Source organism: Prevotella sp. 20925_1_30 (assembly GCF_041433025.1).
Classification (GTDB): Bacteria; Bacteroidota; Bacteroidia; order Bacteroidales; family Bacteroidaceae; genus Prevotella; species Prevotella vespertina.
In genome coordinates, this window is sequence record NZ_JAPWAR010000009.1 from 93,020 (window position 1) to 114,956 (window position 21,937).

Sequence of the window (21,937 nt, forward strand, 5' to 3'; positions counted from 1 at the left end):
AAAAAAATAGAAGTCCTCATAGTAATTAATGAGGACTTCTATAGTGATATAACTTTATAAAAAGCGTTGTTCTATTTCAGCGAGAATTATAATCTAAGGCTCTTTTTGATAGCCTCAATCTTCTTCTCTGCACGCTCTTCACATAACTTGTACTCGGCAGCTGTATTCATAACATCCTTCACCTCAAGATAGAACTTAATCTTAGGTTCAGTTCCTGAAGGACGCACACTAACCTTTGTGCCATCTGTGCAGAACCATTGCAGAACGTTGCTCGTTTCAGGCATATCAAGTTTCTCCTTAGAACCATCAGCCTTTGTTAGTTCAAGGCTCTGATAGTCCTTTGTTATCTCAATAACACTACCACCGAGATCCTTAGGAGGATTAGAACGGAAGTCTTTCATCATCTGTTGAATCTCATCAGCACCACTCTTGCCCGGACGTTCAACATTGATGGTAAACTCTTTACTATATCCATATTCAAGATAAATATCCATGAGAATATCATAAAGTGTCTTACCATGATCCTTAGCGTAAGCACAAATCTCAGCTAAAAGTGAGCATGCGCTGACAGCATCCTTATCGCGAACAAAGTCTTCAGCTAGGAAGCCGTAGCTCTCTTCACCACCACCAATATACTGCTGCTTACCTTCAGACAATGCAATCTCACGTGCAATCCACTTGAAACCAGTATAACAATCACGCATCTCTACATGTTGCTTCTCGGCAATCTTGTGAATTACCTCTGTTGTAACGATAGTCTTAACGATGAAGTCAGTTGGTTTCATCTTGCCTACAGCTTGTCTATTTGTGATAATATACCACAAGAAGAGAAGGCAGGTTTGGTTTCCATTAATAAGTACCCACTCACCATTAGAATCCTTACAAGCCATACCTACACGGTCAGCATCAGGGTCGGAAGCCATGAGGATGTCGGCATCTAGTTCCTTAGCGTCACGCAAACCTAAGGTTAAAGCCTCAGCGAACTCTGGGTTAGGACGATCAACAGTTGGGAAGTTACCATCTTTGATCATCTGCTCTTTCACACAATGAACGTTATCAAAGCCCCATAAAGCTAGGGAACGTGGAATCATGACACGACCAGCACCATGTAATGGAGTGTACACAATCTTTAAGTCGTGCTGATGTTTGATAACCTCTGGGTCAATGCAGATAGTCTTAACCTGATCCAAGTAAGGTTTGTCAATGTCTTCGCCGATAATTTGAATCAACTCTTTGTTTCCATCAAACTTAATATCTTCAACCTTAACATTGTTTACTTCATCGATAATGCCCTTGTCATGAGGAGCAAGCACTTGTGCACCGTCCTCCCAATAAGCCTTGTAGCCATTATACTCACGTGGGTTGTGGCTCGCTGTGATGTTTACACCAGCTTGTGCTTTCAGGTAACGAATAGCAAACGAACATTCAGGAGTTGGTCTCAAGTCATCAAATAGATATGCCTTAATACCATTTGCAGAGAAGATGTTAGCTACAGTTTCAGCAAAGAGACGGGAATTGTTACGGCAGTCGTGACAAACAACTACACTGATTTTCTCTTTGTTCTTGAAATTACGTTTCAAGTAGTTAGCAAAGCCCTGTGTTGCCATACCCACTGTATAGATGTTCATTCGGTTAGAACCAGCTCCCATAATGCCTCGAAGTCCACCTGTACCAAATTCTAAGTCTTTGTAGAAGCTCTCGATAAGATCAGTCTTATCCTCGTTCTTAATCATTGACTCAACGGCTGTTCTTGTCTCTAAGTCAAAAGCAGGAGACAACCACTGCTTGGCTTTACTCTCGCATTCAGCGATGAGTGTCTGGTTATTTTCCATAATTTAAGTCTTTCGTATTTACAATTTATTATTTGCAAATATAAGCATTTATTCCGAGAAAACGTTTGGGGGTTAATTATTTTTTGTATTTTTGCACCAGTTAAACTTAACGATTCATATTAGTTGCATTCATGCCCTTTTGATCGTTTAGAGATAACGAAGTATTCATTTAATTAGACATCCTTACATGAATTTGAATTTTGAAGGAATCCTTCTTGCAATATGCACGTTTTTAATTATAGGTCTGTGCCATCCTTTAGTTATAAAGACAGAGTATTATTTTGGTACAAAGCCATGGTGGATATGGTTAGTATCGGGTATTGCTTGTTGTGTAGGTGCTTTGTTTGTTGAAAGTATCTTTTGGTCGGCTCTCTTAGGAGTCTTAGGAGCATCATTACTTTGGGGTATTGGTGAATTACTAGCACAAGAGAAACGAGTGGCAAAGGGTTGGTTCCCTATGAATCCCAAGCGCAAGGAGCATTACGAGCATATTAAGAAAGATGAGAGTCTATGCCCTGTCTGCAAAGAAAAAGATAATCATTAAGACTTATTCATGGTGGTAAGGCTCACCTTTTATTATAGTGCAAGCTCGATAGAGTTGCTCGGTAAAAATGAGACGAACCATTTGATGAGAGAAGGTCATACGTGAAAGTGAAATCTTATCATTCGCTCTAGTGTATACCTCTTGTGAGAAACCATAAGGCCCGCCAATAACGAAAACTAAACGGCGGGCTGTGTTTTGCTTTCGTGTTAACCAATCGGCATACTGAAGAGAAGTAAGTTCTGAGCCATGTTCGTCCAAGAGGACTACAGTATCAGTTGGCTGAATCTCCTTCATAATGAGTTCTCCTTCCTTTTGTTTCTGTTGCTCCTCCGATAGATTCTTTGTATTCTTTAGCTCAGGTATAGTTGTGATTGAGAAAGGCATATAATGCTTTATCCGACTTGTATAATCATCTATTCCCTCTCTAAATATCTTACTTTGTGTCTTACCAACTAAGAGTAATATTGTCTTCATACTTCTTTGCGAATGATTATAGTTTATGCACTTCCTCCCAAATACGCTGTACTGGTAAGCCCATGACATTAAAGTAACTGCCATTGATAGAAGTTACACCAACATAGCCTATCCATTCTTGTATTCCATAGGCACCAGCCTTATCAAAGGGTTTGAAGTGTTCTATGTAATAATTGATTTCTTCATCACTCAGTTGCTTGAAGGTTACATCTGTTGTGACTGAAAAGGAATGGTAATCAGTAGAGGTAAGTAGACATACACCTGTAACAACCTGATGTTTACGTCCACTGATAAGATGAAGCATTCTACGAGCATCATTAGCATCTACAGGCTTTCCAAGAACTTCATTATCCACCACAACAACAGTATCAGCAGTAATAACCAAGTCCTCTTCTGTTATCATTGATTTATAAACCTCAGCCTTCTCACGCGCTATATATCCTGCCACATCAACAGCTGGTAGGTCGTGAGGATAGTCTTCAGCAACATCAGGTAACACCTTTACCTCAAAATCAAGATCTAATCCTGCTAGTAGTTCCCTTCTACGTGGAGAATTACTAGCTAATATAATATGTTTCTTCATTACCAACCAAATGCTTTTGCGTTCATCACCCACTTTCCTTGTGCTTTCATCACCTGCTCTAAGATGTCACGTGCAACTCCATAGCCCCCTTTGTAGTCACTGATGTAAGTAGCTATTTGCTTGATTTCCGTGCAAGCATCTTTAGGGCAACATGGACAGCCTGCCAACGTCATGACTTCATAATCGGGAATATCATCCCCTACGTAGATAATCTCCTCTTCTTTCAGATCATACTTCCTTAAAAAATCATTCCAAGTCTTGATCTTCATAGAGCAGTTAATGTAAACATCCTTAACACCAAGGTACTCGTAACGTGAACGAACATTCTCGTTATGTCCGCCCGTCATAATTGCTAATTGTAGTCCATGCTTGACAGCTAATTGTATGGCATAACCATCCTTGATATTGATTGTGCGAATAGGATCACCCTTCTCGTCCATGAGAACAGTACTAGCAGAAAGGACGCCATCCACGTCAAAGACAACTGCTTTTATTTTCTTTAAATCGTAGTTTATCATTCTTATTTATTGTGTGAATGTATATCATTAGAAAGCCTCTCATAGATAGCTTGCAAACTAGGATGTGATTCCATCAATGCCATTTGCTTGTCAATAACATTCTGATCCCATCTAACAGCTGGTCCTGTTTGTGCTTGTAGTGGTGACATCGTGTGAATCTTATTGGTCGTTTCATCTATCAGTGGTAACATGACATCGAATGGAATACCTTGTTCACTTAGGATGTCTGAGGCTATACTATAACAATGGTTCGTAAAGTTACAAGCCCATACAGCAGCTAGATGTAAATATTTGCGCTTCTCACTGCTTAATGATATGACACGTTTCGCAATGCTCTCGGCTAAAGTTCTAATGTCTTCTTCCACAGCTTCAGAGTTTCCCTCAATAAAGATTGGAATATTCTCGAAACTCACGTTTTTAGTCTTTGAAAAAGTTTGCATCGGATAGAACACACCATAACGTTGAGCTGAATCCTTAAAGCAATCAATCGACATGGAACCAGCAGTATGAAGGAAGAGTTTGTCTTCCCTACCCTTGCATACCTGCATAATTAACTGACAAAGCACACTATCCTTTACTGAAAAAATATATACATCAGCATCATCACGCAAGCTATTAAGACAAGTCAATGGTTCTGCACCTAGCTTCTTTGCCAATTCACAGGCAGACTTCTCTGTCCTACTAAAGACCTGATCAATCTTAAAGCCAGCTTTAACAAGAGCCTGCCCTAATTGTGTTGCAAGATTGCCTGCACCTATCAATGTAATATGCTTCATGACAACAAAATTAATCATTTTCTAGGAAAATGTTGTTGTGAGAGATAGTCTTTTTAAAAAAGAATTGCTATTTTCGCAGTAATAAAACAAGGAGTTATAGAGCAAATGAAGTTCTTAGGAATCATACCCGCACGTTATTCTTCTTCCCGTTTCCCTGGAAAGCCATTGGCTATGTTGGGCGGAAAGCCAGTGATACAGCATGTTTATGAAAGAGTAAAGAGTGTTCTTACGGATGTATATGTGGCTACTGATAATGCACATATATATAAGGTGGTAACTGACTTTGGGGGGAAAGCTATTATGACTCGTGAGGAACATGAGAGTGGAACAGAGCGTGCAAGCGAAGCCTTAGATAAGATTGAAGGTAAGTTTGATGTCGTTATCAATATACAAGGTGACGAGCCTTTTATTCAAAGTGAGCAAATCAAAATGCTGATGTCTAGTTTTGCTGACGAACAAACTCAGATTGCAACCTTAGGAGTTCCTTTGAAGTCGATGGACGATGTAAGTAAAAGCAATACACCGAAGATCGTTATTGATAATCATAACAATGCTCTCTACTTCTCTCGCTCTGTAATTCCATTTGTGCGAGGGATAAATCAAGCGGACTGGTTGCGTCATTATCCTTTCTTAAAGCACGTTGGACTTTATGCTTATCGAACAGAAACGTTACGCGAAATTAGTAAATTACCCTTATCTTCCTTAGAATTTGCAGAAAGATTAGAGCAGCTCCGATGGTTACAAAATGGTTATCGCATAAAGGTTTGTATCACAGACATTGAAACAATTAGTATTGACACACCCCAAGATTTAGTCAATGCAGAGGAATATTTAAAGCAAATCAATCTATAATTTTTCAAAAGATAGACAGCAAAGTTTTGTAATATAATATTGCTAATTTAGATAGCTGTATTTGCGTTTTTATCCAGCGAACCTTCATTCTACCTTAAATACGATAGTTTTGAAGTAATCACTAGCTTGCTTATAAAGTTCTGATATATAAAGACTTATAAATTAAAGTATTATTTTCAACTAATTACTCTCATTTATTTGGGTAAAAAACAGCTTGTTTTTCGCTAAAATTGAGCTATCTTTCACCAAAAACGATAGTACATTTTACTCAAAACGGAGGTACGTTTCACTCAAAACGTAGGTACGTTTTATAAAAAACATAGGGCAGACTTCCAGAAATCAGTTATTCCTAGTAAAAAACCTAATTATTACGTTCAGATACTTCCTAGAATGAGAAAATCAAATGTAAAGAATATATCAACATCTTTCTACAATCTATCTCCTTTAAAACAAAGATATAGAAGTGGAAATCTTCGGTAAGAAAAACGTCCTCACCCGTCTGAAATAAATTAACTTTATTGCTGAACTAGGTGAGGACGTTTGCATTAATTTCCTCTTTCGATATGTTGTTTAAAGCGTTCCCTCTAATCGAAAAGTTAGTTTCAGTAAATGATTAGAATGGAGGCTTCATCATGTCATCGGGTGGTGGAGGCAATGGACCATCGTTCATCTTACTTCCCATAATCTCTCCTCCTATAGAATCATCAGGCAAAGGAGCATTGAAGTCGATATCTTCAGGATTGGAGAAACGAGTATATTCACCACGGAAATTCAAGAGAACATCACCCGTTGCACCCTTACGGTGCTTGGCAATAATGATTTGCGCCATACCATGTAAGTCGTTTCCCTTTTCATCTTGTAGAATATGATAATACTCTGGACGATGCACGAATAGTACCATATCCGCATCCTGCTCAATAGCACCTGATTCACGCAAGTCACTTAACTGTGGACGCTTGCCTTCAGGTCCATCACGTTGTTCTACGGCACGACTTAATTGTGACAATGCTAACACGGGAATGTTTAACTCTTTTGCAAGACCTTTCAACGAACGACTTATCGTTGAGACCTCTTCTTGTCGGCTATTGAAGCGCATTCCATTCGCATTCATCAACTGCAAATAGTCAATCATTAAGAGCTCAATACCATGTTCTCTCACCAATCGACGAGCTTTAGTTCGTAATTCAAATATAGATAAGCCTGGAGTATCATCAACATAAATAGGTGCGCCTTGCATCTTACGAATATTAGAGTCGAAACGTTCCCATTCATCTGGTGTTAACTGACCATTAAGAATCTTGTTACCAGGTATAGAACAAACGTTTGAAATCAATCGATTGACCAACTGAACATTATTCATCTCAAGAGAAAAGAAGGCTATCGGCTTACGATAATCAATAGCAACATTCTTTGCAATACTCAAGGCGAATGATGTTTTACCCATGGCTGGACGACCAGCTATGATAACAAGATCGGAAGGTTGCCAACCTGCTGTAATATCATCCAACTTACGGAAACCACTAGGAACACCAGTTAAACCACCTTCACGATTAGAGGCTTGAAGCAAAAGTTGGTGAGCTTGATCTACGATGGTATCAATCTGTACATAATCTTGAAGCATATTCTTTTGAGAAATCTCAAATAATGCTCCTTCTGCTTTCTGCATCAAATCGTCTACATCTACCGTCTCATCAAAGGCATCGGTCTCTATCATTGAGGCAAATTGGATGAGCTGTCGTGCGAGAAACTTCTGCGCTAGAATATGTGCATGATACTCAATATGAGCAGACGAGGCAACTTGAGAACTCAATTCTACAACATAAGCAGGACCACCTACGTCCTCAAGTGTTCCTTTATGACGTAACTCTTCCGTAACCGTCATAATATCTACAGGCTTCTCTTGAAGATTTAACGACTGTACCGCCTCATAGATCTTCTGATGTCTAGCTTCATAGAAAGTCTCTGGCTTAATTATTTCAGACACAACAGTGAAGGCATCCTTATCAATCATAAGGGCACCTAACACTACTTTCTCAATATCAATCGCCTGTGGCTGTAAATGACCAAAGGAAGTATCAATAGGAGCTTGTTGCCCCTTTCTACTAGTTTTGCTAACTTTTCTTTCTGGCATACAGCGGCAAAATTACAAAAAATATTCCGTTCCCTACATCATTATAACAACGTTTTATTATCTTTGTAAGCAGTTTATAAAAGAAAAGCTATGATTTGTTTCCCCTGTTGTAAAATCAATCTTGGTTTGAATGTTGTGAGTAAACGTGAAGATGGTTACCACAACTTAGAAACCGTTTTTTATCCTGTCCCTCTCTGTGATGTACTTGAAATAAAGAAGATGGACGAGGAGTTCCCTTCAGATACAGCTTGTGACCTAAAGGTTACTGGTAGTATTGTTGAATGTGATGAATCAAAGAACCTTGTTGTTAAGGCTTATAACCTTATTGCAAAGGATTATCAACTACCACGTGTACATATACACTTGTGTAAACGCATACCTATGCAAGCTGGTTTAGGGGGAGGCTCATCTGATGCAGCCTATATGATAAGGTTGTTAGACGAACGTTTTCGCTTAAATATGGGAATCAATGAGATGGAACGTTACGCTTCTAAGCTAGGAGCTGACTGTGCTTTCTTCATAACTTCCGAGATAGCTTATGCAACAGGTATTGGCAATATTCTAACTCCTGCTGATTCTGAAAGTGGAAATCTTATTGGCTATTATCTCGTTCTCGTGAAACCAGATATAGCTGTCTCTACGGCTGAAGCATATTCTTCAATTACTCCTAAGAAACCTGCAAAGTGTTGTCGGGATATTGTCAAGCAACCTATTGATACATGGCGTGACGAACTTATCAACGACTTTGAAGCTCCTATCTTTGCGAATCACACAGAGCTTGCAACTATCAAGCAAACATTATATGACAATGGAGCACTCTATGCGCAAATGTCAGGAAGTGGAAGTACAATCTTCGGTATATTTGGAGGGAAACCTACAAACATAGAACAGCTCTTCCCAAATATGTTTACCTATACTTGTAGATTATAAATGTCCACAATATTTGGTAGTTAGAGAAAAAAGAAGTAATTTTGCACCGCTGTCACGAGATGACAGCAATAAATTCAAACCTTATAAATTATTTATTTAAATTATGGCAACAAAAATCAGATTGCAGCGCGGTGGTCGTAAGAACTATGCTTTTTATAGCATTGTAATCGCTGACGCTCGTGCACCACGTGATGGTAAGTTTACTGAAAAGATTGGTACTTATAACCCTAACACCAATCCAGCCACAGTAGATTTGAATTTTGAGCGCGCTCTTTATTGGGTTGAGACAGGTGCTCAGCCAACTGACACTGCACGTAACATCCTTAAAGGTGAAGGTGTTTATATGATGAAGCATCTTCGTGGTGGTGTTAAGAAAGGCGCATTTGACGAGGCAACTTGTCAACAGAAGTTCGAGGCTTGGAAGCAAACTAAAGTTGCAGCTTTTGATGCTGTAGCAAAGAAGGTTACTGACGAGAAGAAGGCTGCTGTTGCTCAGAACCTTGAGGCTGAGAAGAAAGTTAATGAGGCTATTGCTAAGAAGGTTGCAGACAAGAAGGCTGCTGCCGTTGCAGCACAAGCTGAGGCTGAAGCAGCAAATGCTGCAGAGGAAACTACAACAGAGGAAACTCCTGCTGAGGCTTAATTCTCTTACTCACATTTACAAGGAAATCCATAGATTAAAGAAAATCTATGGATTTCTCTTTTAGAGATACCATTGAAATTATCTAATACATCTGTTTAACAAATAGTTTTTATTCGTAAAGTGTTTATTGATTTAGATAACTTGTGTTTAAAAAATAGGTGAAGTTACTCATATAAAAGTTATTTTGATAGAGGTATTTGCAATTCAAATTTTGCTTGAGGACAATAAATTAAGTCATAAAATGAAGAATTAAAATCACATCAATCACAAAATCACAAATCACAAAATCATATTAAGCTTATATCATGCTTTTCTCATAAGTAAAATAAACATTATATATTATTATTTATTAATAAGGTAATATATTATATGAGAATCCTCCTTTACATATTGAAAATTTCTTTTTGTGATTTTGTGATTTATGATTTTGTGATTTGGACTTAAAAAGAGATTGTTTAAACTTTATACTTTTAATTATCCTTATCTTTCTGAAAAACAGAAACTTATGAAGGTAATTGCAATACTTGTTACCTCAGTAACACGAAAAACGTATGTATTATGAAAAAATCTACTTATCTTTGCAGCAGAAAAAGAAAAAGTCTCACTTCTATCCTTCAATATGAATTTAATATATTTCTAGCTTTAATCTTTGAACTATGATCTTTGATGTTTTTCCCCACTAACGCTTATCTTTGAACCTATCAACACTAATCTTAGAATATGCTAATGCTAACCTTTCAGAACTTTGATTACTAAATGTATACTGCTCCAAACTAAATTTAATGAAATAATGACATAAAGCAAAATCCAAATTAATCATTTAATACCGAAAGGTTTAAGTTATTCATCTAAACAATAGAAGAAAGAGAAAATACCTGTACGTTGGAGATTCATTTTTGTAATATCTCTTTTCGATAAATGCTTTAACGTATCAGCTTCTTTAAGGATTACAAACTCTTTTTCTTCTATCATCTTTTTTAATACAAAAGACATATTGGAAGATTTATTGTTAACTATACTATGTGGTAATTTATATAGAAAGACATCACCAGAAAAATAGTAACAGGCTATTATCGACCGAGTTCTATTTGATGGATAATATAGAGCACCAGCAGAATTAACAATAGTTCTATCGTATCCATATTCAAATTGGGATAAAAATAAATCTTTCTTATAGTTGCCCTTTTCTGCATCTAAAGCAAAATCCATATTAATAAATTCTTTCCGACTTAAAGTATCTAAAGGATTAACCCATTTACGAATTGTATAGTTATCTTCTATCCTCATATAGAAAGGATAAGTCTTTCCTTTAATTGTTATTGTATGCCCCTTACGCACATAGCATAATCCGTTAGAATCTAATTCGTAATAACCTTTAATTATCCCATTCTCTACATGGATAGTCTGAATGTTAATCTGTGCAGTAAGTATAGTTGTTTGTAACAGAAAAAATATCCATATTACACTACTTATATATCTCATTATCTGATATTTACTTAGAATAAAATCTTATGATATGCTATTTATAAGCATAAAGTTAGACCAAATTGAATACTTCACTAGGAGTTTTGCGCTTTAAAACATCAAGCAAGAAATCCTTACCAGCAATAATACCTCTATTACGTAGCATTGATTCAATCGTCTTCTTCGCTAGCTCTGGATGATTATTTTCATCACTTAAATGACAAAGCCATACATGATGTAAGTTAGGAGTTGCATTGTTAACTAAAGCATTTGCACATGCTTCATTACTCAGGTGACCATTGGAACCGCTTATACGCTCTTTCAGGTGACGAGGATATGGTCCATTCGCCAACTTTTCAGGTTCGTGATTAGCTTCTATTACTAAGTAATTTGAAATAGATATGTAGTGAGCTATGTCATCTGTAATGTGCCCACAATCAGTCACCAATGTAAAGTATAGGTCATCATGTCTAATGGAATATCCCACACAATCAGTACTATCATGTGGAACAGAGAATGGAGTTACATAAAACTCTCCTATTTGTACTTCTTTATTTTTTATTACTTCACGAGTAAGCTCATGATCAATCTTACGTCGTACACACCAGTTCTTACTAATCCCTAAATGCACATCACTGGTAGTATATACAGGTAATTGTAAGTCACCACTAATAGATCCAACAGACTTCACATGATCAGCATGGTCATGCGTGATAAGAATGTTATGAACCATTTTCATTTGTAGTCCGTAGTTATGGAATGACTTCTTCAAAGAACGAATACCCACACCACAATCAATCATAAGACAATCTGTATCTGTATAAAGCAAATAGCAATTACCACTACTACCACTACCAAAAGATAGAAACCTAAGCATTATTTCTTTTATTTTACGCAAATGTAATAAAAGAATTTAAATGTACAAAATTCTTTATTCCCATTGACCATTATTTAACCTTGAATTTATGATTAATTAATTATCCCATGTAATTCCCTTTATCATTAGAATGGAAGTCCAACTGCAAAATGGAATGTAAAATCACGCTTGAAATTTGGATGCCATAAGGCATAATGCTCAGCAGTGGTCGTATATGCAGGATTAATAGCTTTCATACCACCATCAAGGCGTAGTACAAAATAATCAAAATTCAATCTTAATCCTAATCCGTAAGCAACAGCTATCTGCTTATAGAAGTCAGTGAAGTGGAATTGACCACCAGGTTGGTTAGCATAATCACGCAACGTCCAAATGTTACCTGCATCAATAAAAGCTGCACCATCAAACTTCCAAAATAAGTGTGTACGATATTCAGCATTGAGATCTAGTTTCATATCACCTGTTTGATTGATAAAATCTATCCTACCATCTACACCTCTGAACTTACCTGGTCCTAACTCTCGAACACTCCAACCTCTAACAGAGTTAGCTCCACCAGAGAAATAACGCTTTTCAAAGGGTAATATCGTACTATTACCATATGGATAAGCAATACCAATTCCTCCATGTAATGCTAATGTGTTACGATCATCAAATCGTAAAATCTGAGTATAATCAAAATCAAACTTTGCATATTGGGCATAAGCTATATTAAATAATGTACGTTTGCCCATGCTATTCTCTTTAAATTTAAAGATACCACCTAGTCCGTTGAGAACATTACCAGCAAGTTCTATTTTTCCTCTAAAAGCATGACTACGACTACTATAATTAAAACCAAAACCTGTACGGACAATGAACAAATCTTGATAATTATATCTAAGAATAGCATTGCGAGTCGTGGCATTATCAAGATAATTATGTTTAAATGTTTCACTAATCCACGGCATATACACATAACTGAGATTTAGAAGATCAAAATCATATGTAAGATGATGTGGCACATTCATCCAATGATATTTCCATGCTCCATTGAAAACTCGACGATGAAACTCTGGGCGATTTTGTAGATTCCAACTAACAGCAACTTCTGTGGTGGCACTACTACGACGCCTAAATTCCTTTGATAGGAAAGGAGATAAAAGACGTGGGAACTGAAGACGTGCTTGTACACTATACTCTTCATAGTTGCTATTCTTATAACCTTCCAATCCTTTGATTGCTTCAAATGCTGAACGAAACTCTAAGCTCAAATGTTCACTTCCACGAAAAAGATTTCGATTCTGATAAGATAAAACAACAGCTGCACCTAAATCTCCCGCTGTATTCGTACCTTCTGGTTGAAACGAAATTGTATTAGGTTTATTATTAGATACCATAATATCAGCATCCAAATAGTGTGTAGAAGACTTTGTTATAGAATGTCCTATAACTAGACTATCATAACGAGGAACTTCTCGAAAATTTATATTTGTGTAATGTACTGCTCCTAAACGAGAGAAATTATTATAAGTGTTTTGCAAATCTGTAGTAGAAAAATATTTACCTTTTTCTATAGCGGTGTTATCTTCTAATACACTTTTGCGGAGATGAAATCCAGTGGAATCCTTTGGTATGAAGTTTACATTATTGATTATATAACGTGGATGTAATGTGGGTGTTGAATTACTATTTTCTATGTATTTCATCAAGTGCAGTGTAACACTGACATGCTGCTTTCCCCTTATAGAATCTGCGGAATAGTATATAAAATCCTTATGAAAACGATAAAAACCAGAATCATTCAATATATGTGTAAGACGTTTACGTTCATCATCCAAGGATGTAACAGTAAATTGTTTAGGATGCTGTGTGCCTAATTTCAGATGATTAGTAAGTACTTTTGCTATGACAGAATCCTCAATATCATATTTGAAATTATCAATTACATAAGGTTCTCCAAAATGTAAATTATAAATAGCAGTAAGTCTTTTTCCTCTTACCTTCTTGTCTATTTTCACAGATGCATTCATATAACCCATATTCTTCATTGCCGAAGTTAGGTCTTCACATGACAATCGTGCTTGTAATGTATCATAGACAACAGGTTTCTCCCCCATTTTTCGTAAAGTTCGATTAATCCATCTTGTAGAATCTTTACCAGACAAAGTATAAGTTCCAAGCGGTATCTTAAATAAAGAGAACCAACGAGAGTTTCCTTTCTGGCGAACGTATTGCATCAAAAGAGATTGATTTACATCCTTATTGTCAGAATGTAGTTCAACCTTATCTAATAAATACTCTCCATCAGGTATAAATTTATCCGTAGAGCAGGCAATCATTATTAATATAATGATGACTACAACAATGAGTGGAGAGATATAATTATGTAATCTTCTAAGTAACATTGCTATCTATTTTACTTATTATCTTATACCATAAATATCTTTATATGTGAGATATTTTCTTCTCTTTCGTTCTGTATCAATACCTGATACTTTTTTATTGAAAATATTCCTTATTGATTGCACCATTAATAGAAAACTCTACTAAACACAACTGAAAGCAATATTAGAAATTTCGGCAAAGATAATAAAAAGTTGAGAGTAATAGACACCGCGTGCTGTTTTTTTTGTACTTTTGCAACGTGATTTCTAAGAATAAAATAAAACTTATCCACTCTCTCGAGACAAAGAAAGGAAGAGAAAAAGCAGGGTTATTTGTGGCTGAAGGACCGAAGGTTGTAAATGACCTACTATATGCTGGTTTCACTGCTGAAAACATATTTGAGGATATTGAGGATATTAAGAAGATTTCTTTTCTACAACATCCTCAATCAATGCTCGGCGTATTCAAGTTACCAAGAAATGAGCATTATACAGAATTCTCAATTACGCAACTGGTCTTAGCTCTCGATGGTGTACAGGATCCAGGAAACCTCGGTACGATAATTCGTGTAGCAGACTGGTTTGGTATTAAAGATATCTTTTGTTCATTAGATACTGCTGATTGCTGGAATCCAAAAGTAGTTCAGGCAACAATGGGGAGTATAGCAAGAGTGCAGTTACATTACGTGGATTTAAATAAGATGGTTGAATCTTTACCTGCAAATTATCCTATATATGCCACTCTACTAGATGGTGAGAATATCTATAAGCAAGAACTATCACACCATGGTATGATTGTGATGGGTAATGAAGGCAAAGGTATCTCACCTATACTTCGTACAAAGATTAATCGCAAATTATATATCCCAAGCTATTCCTCAGATGGTAACACCGCTGAGTCATTGAATGTTGCAATTGCAACATCTATAGTCTGTGCTGAATTTAGAAGAAGATAAAACTATAAGATTACTTTCATCATGTAAACTACACATTCATGAAAGTAATCTTATTCCTCATTAATAAACTCTAGGACCAAAGATAGCTGTACCGACACGCACCATGGTTGAATGGCATTCAACGGCTATTGGATAATCATGGCTCATACCCCATGAACGCTCTTTAAATTCTGGATCATCAGGGAAATACGTTGCTTTTAGTTCATCAAATAAATTGGAAGCAAATGTCATCTCTTTACGTATTTGCTCTCGATCTTCAACATTAGAAGCCATCATCATCAATCCAGATATATGCACATTCTTTAGTTCTCTCCATTCACCACTCTTCAAGAACTCGCGACAAGCATCAGGAGTAAAACCATATTTACTCTCCTCCTCCGCAATATGCAACTCTAAGAGAACATTGATGACTCTATTATGCTTTGCAGCTTGCTTGTTTATCTCCTTCAAAAGCTTGACAGTATCTACTGCTTCTATCATTGATATATAAGGAGCAATGTACTTCACCTTATTTGTTTGTAAATGCCCAATGAAGTGCCATTCGATATCTTTGGGAAGACTCTCAACCTTACCAGCCAACTCTTGTTCGTGACTTTCACCAAATATACGTTGTCCTTCACGATAAGCTGCTTCTATATATTCTTTAGGATGAAACTTACTGATAGCAACCAATTTCACTCCATCAGGAAGCGTATCAAGTACTTCGTGTAAATTCTTTGCGACATCAAACATAAGTTATAAGTTTTTATCGTTTGATTATTGTTCAAATTCTGGCTTACTCTCTTTTTCTTCCTTTTTCCCTGCACGATGTTCAAAGACATCCATAATCTTTGTTTCGGTGATAGCTGCAATTTCATAATCAATCAGTGTAGCTCCCATCACTTCGTCTACATGCTTAACAGCTCCATTGACAGAATGTGCTTGAACAAGATAAGTAACAGAAGAGCGTTTCTCTTTCTCTGTCTTTTCATCAATAGTAATAAAAGCTAGACGAGCTTTAAACCACTTATCATCTGTATCAATATCACTAAAGAATATCTCGCCGTATGCTGCTGGTGCAATTGCTTTTACATCAAATTCACCGCTTACATAATGTGACATCTCTTCGGTAATAAACTCTTCTGCTTCTGAAAAACTGAAAGCATCAACGACATATTGTTCTATCACCTTTTTATTCTGACCATCTTCCATGGTTTTATCATATCTCACTCTTGTTTCAAACCATGTGCTAGTTCTACTTCTCATATCTTTTAATAATTTAGTTGAAAAGTTCTCATCCTCAAAGAGAAGATGAGATACTACATATTTAATGTAGCGCAAAAGTAGTAAAAAATCTGCGTTAATCACCTAAATGTGCCATTAAATAAAAAAAAATATATAACTTTGCAAGCATAGTAAAAGAACTATGGGTGGATGCCCTTCCTCCTATTTGTAATCAGTAAAGGAGGATAAACAAAACAATTATGCCAGAAATATCAGTTCGTGGGCTTGAAATGCCAGAGTCGCCTATTAGAAAATTGGCGCCACTTGCTGCTGCGGCAAAAGAACGTGGCACTAGAGTTTATCATTTAAATATAGGACAACCAGATTTACCCACACCTCAATGTGGGCTGGATGCATTAAAGAATATTGATCGAAAGATTCTAGAATATTCTCCATCACAAGGTAATCTGTCTTACCGAAAGAAACTATGTGACTTTTACAAGAAGTTCAACATAAATGTTACGCCTGATGATATTATTATCACATCAGGAGGTTCTGAGGCTGTTCTATTCTCATTCATGTCCTGCCTTAATCCTGGAGATGAAATCATTATCCCAGAACCTGCATACGCTAATTATATGGCATTTGCCATTTCTGCAGGTGCAAAGATAAAGACTATTGCGACATCTATTGAGGAAGGTTTTGCCCTTCCCAAGGTTGAACAATTCGAGAAATTGATTAATGAGCGTACACGTGCTATTATGATTTGTAACCCTAATAATCCTACGGGTTACTTGTACACACGCAGAGAGATGAATCAAATACGTGACCTCGTTAAGAAATATGATTTATATCTCTTCTCTGATGAAGTCTATCGTGAATACATCTATACAGGCTCACCCTATATCTCGGCAATGCACTTGCAGGGGATAGAGAATAACACGATACTTATAGATTCTGTTTCTAAGCGTTACAGCGAATGCGGAATACGTATCGGTGCTCTGATAACAAAAAATGAAGAGATACGCAAAGCCGTTATGAAGTTCTGCCAAGCACGTTTGTCTCCACCACTTATTGGTCAGATCGTAGCAGAGGCAAGTCTTGATGCTCCACAATCATATTATCGTGATGTATATGATGAGTATGTCGAACGGCGTAAATGTCTTATTGATGGTTTAAATCGTATACCTGGAGTTTACTCCCCTATCCCTATGGGAGCTTTCTATACTGTAGCAAAGTTGCCTGTTGATGATTCTGATAAATTTTGCCGTTGGTGCTTGGAAGAGTTCAGCTATGAGGGCGAAACAGTCATGATGGCTCCTGCTAGTGGTTTCTATACAACCCCTGGTGCTGGTCGTAATCAAGTTCGCATTGCATACGTACTTAAACGAGAAGACTTACAGCGAGCTTTGTTTATCCTACAAAAGGCATTAGAGGCATACCCAGGACGCGTAAAGGAAGAATAAAATCAAAACTCAAGTTTATAATTCTAAAATTATAGTCCATGAACACCATGGACAGAACTTATGAACTATCCACTTTTTATTGCTCGAAAGATTTATAATGGAGGCGACAAGACCAGAAAGGTTTCTAAGCCTGCTATCCGTATTGCCACCATTGGAGTGGCAATAGGCTTAGCTGTGATGATCATCTCTGTGAGTGTCGTTCTCGGCTTTAAGCACTCTATCCGTGATAAGGTTATCGGCTTCGGAAGTGATATAACTGTAGCAGACTTCCTTACCTTACAAGGTTCCGAGCAATACCCCATCCAAATCAATGATTCTTTAATCAGAGCTCTAAAGAGTACACCTGGTATAAAGCATGTACAACGTTATGCCTACACACAGGGAATCTTAAAGACAAACGATGATTTCCTGGGCGTATTATTAAAAGGTGTTGGTCCTGAGTTCGATTCAACCTTCATTCATTCAAATATGATAGAAGGGACTCTTCCAAAGTTTTCTGATTCTGAAAGCCACCAAAAGATTGTTATCTCAAAGACCATCGCAGATAAACTAAATCTTAAAGTGGGGCAACGCCTCTTCGCTTACTTTATTAACAAGCAAGGAGTTCGAACCCGTAAGTTCACCATTACAGGTATTTATGCTACTAACATGAAGCAATTCGATTCACAGATTTGCTTCACGGATTTACACACCATCAACAAGCTCAATGGATGGGAGCCAGATCAATATAGCGGAGCTGAATTGCAAGTCAATGACTTCTCACAGCTCAATCTCATCACAATGCGGATATTAAATAAGGTGAAAAACACTGTGGATCATTATGGTGAGACCTATTCTGCCGAGAATATAACCGAGATGAACCCACAGATTTTCTCATGGCTCGATCTAATGGATATGAACGTTTGGATTATCCTAGCGCTTATGACCGCTGTCGCAGGTGTAACAATGATTTCTGGCTTGCTGATTATTATTCTTGAGCATACCCAAATGATTGGTATTCTCAAAGCGCTTGGCTCACGCAATCGTCAGATACGCCACATCTTCTTATGGTTCTCAACCTTTATCATTGGTAGAGGATTACTCTTTGGAAACATCATTGGCTTAGGTTGCATCTTATTACAAAAATGGTTAGGATTAATAACACTTGACCCACAAACTTATTATGTGAGTGTTGTTCCTGTAGAGATTAACATTCCACTTATCATAGCCCTCAACCTTGCGACCTTATTAATTTGTATTATTGTTCTGATAGCTCCAAGTTATCTCATCAGTCATATACATCCTGCCAAGTCAATGCATTATGAATAAGAATAACCCTCCCTTACTTCGAATGAAAGTATCACAAGAGTTACCATATCTTCAAAACCTATGTCATTGAAAAATATGTCTTTATGTCCTCCTGTCTAAACCCTATGTCACTATCCCCCTATGTTCCTCTGTTACTCTGTCTTCAAAACTTATGTCATTGAAAAAATATGTCTTTATGGCATTGTGTCTCTAACTCCCATGTTCTTCTGTCTTACACAAAAGCCCCACCCCGTTAGGTTGGGGTGAGGCCGTACCACGGCAGCGAGAGAACCAAATTAATACACTAGTTTTGAAAGACATTAATTTCACAATTAATATAATCGATTGTCTTATTACAGAACGTTTGAGACCCTGAATCAATCTTAAATGCTCCCGTGGCACATATCCTAACTAGCCCCCGTAGGGACATCCCCTCCTTTGGAGGGGCTTGGGGAGGCTTCTTTTTGGGGGTGGGGGTATTACCCTACCTGTGGTCCAGTGTGGTCTTCACTCCCCTCTCCATTCGGAGAGGGGGCGGGGGTAAGGCTTTTCTTCTTCCTCGCAGGATTATCCACATCCACCTGTAACTCCTTTAACGCCTTGCGCACCGACTCTTTCCATGTCAATGTTAGCTTCGGAGCTTTGAGGCTCTTTGCGCATACGTCTTTCTCGTTTTCTTCCATCTTCGAGGGAACGTTCACACGCAAAGAGAAGATGTCACCGAGGTCTAAGCCTGTTCCCATGCGTGCACAGTCCGAGATAATGTTACGCAGCGTAATAATCACGTTCCGTGCATCTCCCTCCGTCAATGAAGTTTCACGAACAATGCGTTCCAACACCATTTCAGGTGAAATCTTCTGTTGACCTTTCGGTACGGCGATATACACCGTCTTACCCTTCATTTTTCCCATTGTCGCCTTACGAGGCGCAACTTTGAATTCAATCATTTTGATTTGGTTTTTAATTAAACATTAGATTAATATATCAACATCATTTTGATGTCTTTTTCATGTGTTTTTATACCCAACGGTTGGGTCGTCTTGTACCCAGCTGCTGGGTAGCGTCGTACCCTGCCCGTTGGGTAGACCTCTACCCATTCGCTGGGTACGATCGTACTTATTCGCTGGGTATAACTCTACCCATTCGTTGGGTACAAAACAGTCTACGAACAATCGCAAGAACTACTTAAACGACGGCTCGACTCTGTACCCGAGGTAGCGGGGGTTAGTGCCCACGTAGACGCTACTACTGCTGAAGTACAAGTTGTACCCCATGCCGCTGCTAAACGTGCCAAGACTAGACGACCAATAGCGGCCGATGATGCCAACGACGTACAGCTGACCAGCGTCGTAGAAACCCAAGGCGGGCAGGTAGAAATAGTTGCCTGCATCGGCTACGGAAGGAAGAGTATGTGATACAGACCAGGTCTGGCTTTTTTCGTCTGTTCGCCAATCACTGCCGTCAACAGCAGTGTTGCTATTGTAATTACCTTCGCCTTGCAATACTGGCTTCTTCTTAAACCACATACCACCTTTATATAAATGACCCATAGTGGTCCATAACTCGTCTTTGTCCCAACGGGGATCGCCCTTGGCAGCGTACCACGTCATCTCGTTCACGTTTGGAAGATCTTTACATGATGTGTGAGTGGCATCGAAGCGAACTGAACCGCCACCCTCGTGGTAATAACGATGGTTAGGGTCAGCGTTGTTCTGGGCGTAGTTGCCTGCTGGCTGACCTTGAAGTGTTGGTTGGCCTACACCTGATGCCAAGTTCTTTGTCCATTCGTAACCGTACCAGTATTGTTCCTGAGCATCCCACATGTAATAATGGTCGCCATCGTAGTCACGTACATTAAGATTAGCAGTCATATCGTAGTAGGTGTTCTTTGCATAATTGTATGAAGGCAAAGTTTTAGTAATCGCTCCCTCTACGTTGGTTACATAATCTTTTATCCAATAACGAACCTTAAGTGTATGTGTACCTGGCTTGATAAGCATATAGATCTTATCAGCTGTAGAGATAGAGGCTGCATTGGTGAAAGAGAAACCTTTCTCGTTTGTGCTGCCTGCAACTGGGTCTTTTGTTGTTAAGAAAATTTGTTTGCTACCTGCTGAACCATTCAAGTTTCCTGTGCTAGAATTAATAGTGTAGGTTTCCGCAATATCGTCGTCGGAATTTACTTCGATTTTTGTTAAGTAGCAGTTCTTCAATACAGCATTGCTTGTGTAAGGCTGGAAAACGAGATAAGTTGCTTGATGCTCTAATTGGAAACTAAAGACGCTGCCACCTAAAGTACCTGTTGCCGTGGCTGTACCGTAGTCGCCTGAATTGCCAAGATGATCGGTTGCATTCGGCTTTGTTTGAGTCTGGGCTGTTGGAATCGTTACTTGATTACCGCCACCATTCTTGCCGAGATAGTAAACCTTATAATTTGCGCTTCCTCCGAATTTCCCAGGAACTTTGAACTTGAACGAAGCAGAGTGTGCGTGAGCTGCATCTACAGCGTTACTAACTTGCATCGTGCCGTCGTCGTCCTTCACGTATATCTTGTCGCCCTCTTCCCAATAGAAATCGCCTGTTGCGTAATCGATTGAGGTACGGGTCTGTGCTGGTTCGCCTGCTACAAAGGTTGCAAAGCCTTTGCCGCTATCTCCAGTTTTGCCATTCTGCGCAATGTCTTCGTTGGCACAAGAGACAGCTGTCAGTGCTATACTGAAAAGTGCCGCAAGGGAGAATAAATGTGACTTAAATAATTGTTTTGTTCTCATCATTACTTTGTTTTTTCTGATTCTTGTTTATAACTCTCTTTACTTAGTCTTCCCAAGAAGTATTCTCTTCATCACTGCCAGCTTCTTCTCCTTGCCATGCTGGAGCAGGTTTTGCACCTCCTGCAGCTGTTGGACCTGTTGCATGATTTGCTGGCTTATGTTGACCAGGGAAAGACGTATCCATCAAATAAGTGGCTTCGTTGACTTGAATTATCATGCACGCTGGTGCAGAGTAACTCTTCTTTACTTGCTTTTTTCTCATTA

General features: G+C 38.1%; 22 protein-coding genes. 7 read left to right on the forward strand and 15 right to left on the reverse strand.

Annotated elements, in window-relative coordinates; translation table 11 throughout:
• Window positions 1–86: 86 nt before the first annotated feature.
• The gene (locus tag O3603_RS05870) at window positions 87–1,832 is read right to left on the reverse strand and encodes a phospho-sugar mutase (RefSeq protein WP_371521441.1); all 1,746 of its coding nucleotides are present in this window, start codon (window positions 1,830–1,832) and stop codon (window positions 87–89) included.
• 187 nt (window positions 1,833–2,019) lie between these two features.
• On the opposite strand from O3603_RS05870, the gene O3603_RS05875 reads away from it, so the two are divergent.
• A complete protein-coding gene (locus tag O3603_RS05875; RefSeq protein WP_155716520.1) occupies window positions 2,020–2,376 on the forward strand; it encodes a DUF4491 family protein in 357 nt (118 codons plus the stop codon).
• A gap of 3 nt (window positions 2,377–2,379) precedes the next feature.
• On the opposite strand, the gene rlmH is transcribed toward O3603_RS05875, so the two are convergent.
• Genes rlmH through O3603_RS05895 form a run of 4 tightly spaced genes read right to left on the reverse strand, consistent with a single transcriptional unit; the run spans window position 2,380 to window position 4,727 of the window.
• Window positions 2,380–2,850 (reverse strand): 23S rRNA (pseudouridine(1915)-N(3))-methyltransferase RlmH, encoded by a 471-nt coding sequence (rlmH, locus tag O3603_RS05880; protein ID WP_371521443.1) that lies wholly within the window; start codon window positions 2,848–2,850, stop codon window positions 2,380–2,382.
• A 16-nt stretch (window positions 2,851–2,866) separates the two neighbouring features.
• Window positions 2,867–3,433, reverse strand: coding sequence for a Maf-like protein (locus O3603_RS05885; RefSeq protein ID WP_315440754.1), 567 nt, complete (start codon window positions 3,431–3,433; stop codon window positions 2,867–2,869).
• Complete coding sequence (locus tag O3603_RS05890) at window positions 3,433–3,951, reverse strand: HAD family hydrolase (RefSeq protein ID WP_009434053.1); 519 nt, start codon at window positions 3,949–3,951, stop codon at window positions 3,433–3,435. Before O3603_RS05890 ends, O3603_RS05885 begins: the two co-directional genes overlap by 1 nt.
• A gap of 2 nt (window positions 3,952–3,953) precedes the next feature.
• A complete protein-coding gene (locus O3603_RS05895) occupies window positions 3,954–4,727 on the reverse strand; it encodes a Rossmann-like and DUF2520 domain-containing protein (protein ID WP_371521475.1) in 774 nt (257 codons plus the stop codon).
• A gap of 105 nt (window positions 4,728–4,832) precedes the next feature.
• Between O3603_RS05895 and kdsB the strand changes: the two genes are divergently transcribed.
• On the forward strand, window positions 4,833–5,579 hold the full coding sequence (gene kdsB, locus O3603_RS05900) for a 3-deoxy-manno-octulosonate cytidylyltransferase (RefSeq protein ID WP_371521446.1): 747 nt from the start codon (window positions 4,833–4,835) through the stop codon (window positions 5,577–5,579).
• Window positions 5,580–6,192: 613 nt separating this feature from the next.
• Here kdsB and dnaB read toward each other — a convergent pair.
• Window positions 6,193–7,710 carry a replicative DNA helicase gene (dnaB, locus tag O3603_RS05905; RefSeq protein ID WP_009434218.1) on the reverse strand — a complete coding sequence of 506 codons (1,518 nt, stop codon included), beginning with the start codon at window positions 7,708–7,710 and terminating at the stop codon, window positions 6,193–6,195.
• A gap of 90 nt (window positions 7,711–7,800) precedes the next feature.
• Between dnaB and ispE the strand changes: the two genes are divergently transcribed.
• A complete protein-coding gene (gene ispE / locus O3603_RS05910) occupies window positions 7,801–8,640 on the forward strand; it encodes a 4-(cytidine 5'-diphospho)-2-C-methyl-D-erythritol kinase (protein WP_371521449.1) in 840 nt (279 codons plus the stop codon).
• Window positions 8,641–8,743: 103 nt separating this feature from the next.
• Window positions 8,744–9,283, forward strand: coding sequence for a 30S ribosomal protein S16 (locus tag O3603_RS05915; RefSeq protein WP_009434228.1), 540 nt, complete (start codon window positions 8,744–8,746; stop codon window positions 9,281–9,283).
• 840 nt (window positions 9,284–10,123) lie between these two features.
• Here O3603_RS05915 and O3603_RS05920 read toward each other — a convergent pair.
• From O3603_RS05920 to O3603_RS05930, 3 genes are all read right to left on the reverse strand, one after another.
• On the reverse strand, window positions 10,124–10,570 hold the full coding sequence (locus O3603_RS05920) for a hypothetical protein (protein WP_371521451.1): 447 nt from the start codon (window positions 10,568–10,570) through the stop codon (window positions 10,124–10,126).
• A 250-nt stretch (window positions 10,571–10,820) separates the two neighbouring features.
• A complete protein-coding gene (locus tag O3603_RS05925; protein WP_371521453.1) occupies window positions 10,821–11,624 on the reverse strand; it encodes an MBL fold metallo-hydrolase in 804 nt (267 codons plus the stop codon).
• A 125-nt stretch (window positions 11,625–11,749) separates the two neighbouring features.
• Window positions 11,750–14,011 (reverse strand): BamA/TamA family outer membrane protein, encoded by a 2,262-nt coding sequence (locus tag O3603_RS05930; RefSeq protein WP_371521455.1) that lies wholly within the window; start codon window positions 14,009–14,011, stop codon window positions 11,750–11,752.
• 239 nt (window positions 14,012–14,250) lie between these two features.
• On the opposite strand from O3603_RS05930, the gene O3603_RS05935 reads away from it, so the two are divergent.
• Entirely contained in the window at window positions 14,251–14,946 is a 696-nt protein-coding gene (locus tag O3603_RS05935) for an RNA methyltransferase (RefSeq protein ID WP_371521457.1), read from the forward strand.
• Window positions 14,947–15,006: 60 nt separating this feature from the next.
• Here O3603_RS05935 and O3603_RS05940 read toward each other — a convergent pair whose 3' ends face one another.
• Together O3603_RS05940 and O3603_RS05945 are read right to left on the reverse strand one after the other, a co-directional pair.
• Window positions 15,007–15,678: a YggS family pyridoxal phosphate-dependent enzyme gene (locus O3603_RS05940; protein WP_371521459.1), complete on the reverse strand. Its 672-nt coding sequence runs from the start codon at window positions 15,676–15,678 to the stop codon at window positions 15,007–15,009.
• Window positions 15,679–15,702: 24 nt separating this feature from the next.
• Window positions 15,703–16,191: a DUF4494 domain-containing protein gene (locus tag O3603_RS05945; RefSeq protein WP_314520165.1), complete on the reverse strand. Its 489-nt coding sequence runs from the start codon at window positions 16,189–16,191 to the stop codon at window positions 15,703–15,705.
• 218 nt (window positions 16,192–16,409) lie between these two features.
• On the opposite strand from O3603_RS05945, the gene O3603_RS05950 reads away from it, so the two are divergent.
• Together O3603_RS05950 and O3603_RS05955 are read left to right on the forward strand one after the other, a co-directional pair.
• Window positions 16,410–17,615 (forward strand): pyridoxal phosphate-dependent aminotransferase, encoded by a 1,206-nt coding sequence (locus O3603_RS05950; RefSeq protein WP_314572299.1) that lies wholly within the window; start codon window positions 16,410–16,412, stop codon window positions 17,613–17,615.
• Window positions 17,616–17,675: 60 nt separating this feature from the next.
• Window positions 17,676–18,923 carry an ABC transporter permease gene (locus O3603_RS05955; RefSeq protein WP_371521461.1) on the forward strand — a complete coding sequence of 416 codons (1,248 nt, stop codon included), beginning with the start codon at window positions 17,676–17,678 and terminating at the stop codon, window positions 18,921–18,923.
• A gap of 458 nt (window positions 18,924–19,381) precedes the next feature.
• On the opposite strand, the gene O3603_RS05960 is transcribed toward O3603_RS05955, so the two are convergent.
• From O3603_RS05960 to O3603_RS05975, 4 genes are all read right to left on the reverse strand, one after another.
• Entirely contained in the window at window positions 19,382–19,849 is a 468-nt protein-coding gene (locus O3603_RS05960) for a DNA-binding protein (protein WP_371521463.1), read from the reverse strand.
• A 60-nt stretch (window positions 19,850–19,909) separates the two neighbouring features.
• Window positions 19,910–20,074, reverse strand: a complete 165-nt coding sequence (locus O3603_RS05965; protein ID WP_371521465.1) for a hypothetical protein — start codon at window positions 20,072–20,074, stop codon at window positions 19,910–19,912.
• Between the two features lie 9 nt (window positions 20,075–20,083).
• The gene (locus O3603_RS05970) at window positions 20,084–21,676 is read right to left on the reverse strand and encodes a hypothetical protein (RefSeq protein WP_371521467.1); all 1,593 of its coding nucleotides are present in this window, start codon (window positions 21,674–21,676) and stop codon (window positions 20,084–20,086) included.
• A 40-nt stretch (window positions 21,677–21,716) separates the two neighbouring features.
• A partial coding sequence (locus O3603_RS05975) for a hypothetical protein (protein WP_371521469.1) occupies window positions 21,717–21,937 on the reverse strand: 221 nt, incomplete at its 5' end.